Origin of the sequence: Synechococcus sp. CCY9202 (assembly GCF_034931685.1) — a bacterium.
In the GTDB taxonomy this organism is placed as follows: Bacteria; Cyanobacteriota; Cyanobacteriia; order PCC-6307; family Cyanobiaceae; genus CBW1002.
In genome coordinates this window covers 1-1,840 of the sequence record NZ_JAYGID010000092.1, presented here as the reverse complement: position 1 = coordinate 1,840, position 1,840 = coordinate 1, and the positions used below count along the sequence as shown (strand labels likewise).

The following is a 1,840-nucleotide window of genomic DNA, read 5'->3' as shown; positions in this document are numbered from 1 at the left end:
ACGCAGCAGCACGGGGTGGTTTGGTACCAGCCCCTGCAGGCCGATCCCGGGAGGCCACACTCCCATCCCCGATGCAGTTTCATCAGCCTTGGCTTTCACCTGCTGACTCGTGACACACGCCCAAGACGCACTGTGCCGCACCTGAGCTGGCCTCGCTACTCGATGGCAGCAGCGCCGGTGAGCTGATCCCCGAACTGGCTCGCTACGGCCTGCAGGGGCTGATCGAGCTGGAGGTCGCCGCCGTTCTGGGTGCTGACCGCCACGAGCGCACCGAGGAGCGGCTCGGCTATCGCCACGGCTACCGGAGCCGCAGCCTCACCACCCAGGTGGGCGACATTGAGCTGCAGATCCCCAAGCTGAGGGCCGGCAGCTTCCTGCCCTCGATCCTCGAGCCCCGCCGCCGGGTCGATCAGGCCCTGTATGCCGTGATCATGGAGGCCTACATCGGTGGCGTCTCCACCCGCAAGGTCGATGCCCTGGTGGGGGCGCTGGGCTCCCAGAGCGGCATCTCCAAGTCGCAGGTGAGTCGCATCTGTCAGGAGATCGACCAGCAGGTGCAGGCCTTCCTGAGCAGGCCCCTGGAGAGCAGCAGCTACGCCTACGTCTACCTCGATGCCACCTACCTCAACGGGCGGCTGGGGAAGGCGATGCAGGTCTGCTCACGGGCCGCGGTCGTCGCCATGGGTGTCAATGCCGACGGTCGCCGCGAGGGAACCTCTGGACAACGCCCCCTTAAGAGTTTGCTGAAAAAGTCCCGAGGCCGTCATGCCTTAAGCCTTACCTTTGGGCGCAGCGCCCGTGAACACTGGGCTCGAAGTCAGGCGTTCCCGGGCTGAATGGTCCTTGACGGGGTTTTTCAGCAAACTCTTAAGAGTTTGCTGAAAAAGTCCCGAGGCCGTCATGCCTTAAGCCTTACCTTTGGGCGCAGCGCCCGTGAACACTGGGCTCGAAGTCAGGCGTTCCCGGGCTGAATGGTCCTTGACGGGGTTTTTCAGCAAACTCTTAAAAAGGGCTTGGAGTCGCGCTTTGTTCGGGATGCACTATTTGAGGGTGAATCGGGTGTTGATCAACCTGAATTCACCTTTGTGGAGGCTGAATCTTGCCCATTTGGGGTGGTGTTTGCCCCAAATGGGCACACCACTCCCCCAGTCATGTCTTGCATAGCAACTCATGGCGCGCCATGAATAGGTTTGAGAGGCCGGCCAGCACATTCACCTTGCAGCGGTTCTTGAGCATTCCCCGCAGCCGGGTCTTTTGAAAGCCGAACTGGCGCTTGATCACGCGGAACGGATGCTCCACCTTGGCGCGGAAGTGAGCCTTTGCCGTCTCGATCAGGTCATCCACCCTCCCCTCGGGTGTATCCGGTAACGCGCGACGCTTGCCGGGACGCATGGCAGTACGGAAGCCGATACCCCTGCCTTCCATCTCGGGTCGCTTCTCAATCCCCTGGTACCCGGCATCTGCGTAGACCACTGTCTCCTCACCGTGCAGGAGTTCAGCGGCGGGAGTGAGGTCATGCACATTGGCTGCGGTCGTTTCCACCGAGTGGATGAGGCCGCTCTCGCTGTCCACCCCGATGTGGACCTACCGCTTCGCGGGCCTACGGCTACATCCCAAAGTGCCATTGCTTGCCCTTGCAGGTCTGGTGCATCTCAGGATCCCTCTCCCGCTTCTCATTCTTTGTGGAGCTTGGTGCCGCGATGATGGTCGCATCGGCCGCGTCCCTTTGCGTGGTGTAAAACCCGGGGCCCGAATGCCCTGATCAGAGGGTGAACAGGGTGGAATGACGGGCTGTCATTCCGGAGGTGCAGATGCGCCTCTTGCAGCCACGATGAATCGA

2 pseudogenes are annotated in these 1,840 nt (G+C 61.7%); one reads left to right on the top strand and one right to left on the bottom strand.

The annotated features are described in order from the left end of the window. Positions 1-146 precede the first annotated feature (146 nt). Positions 147-710, top strand: a pseudogene (locus VB777_RS12095) (IS256 family transposase); the annotation flags it as partial. A gap of 439 nt (positions 711-1,149) precedes the next feature. On the opposite strand, the pseudogene VB777_RS12090 reads toward VB777_RS12095, so the two are convergent. After that, positions 1,150-1,744 (bottom strand): annotated as a pseudogene (locus VB777_RS12090) (IS5 family transposase); the annotation flags it as partial. Positions 1,745-1,840 lie beyond the last annotated feature (96 nt).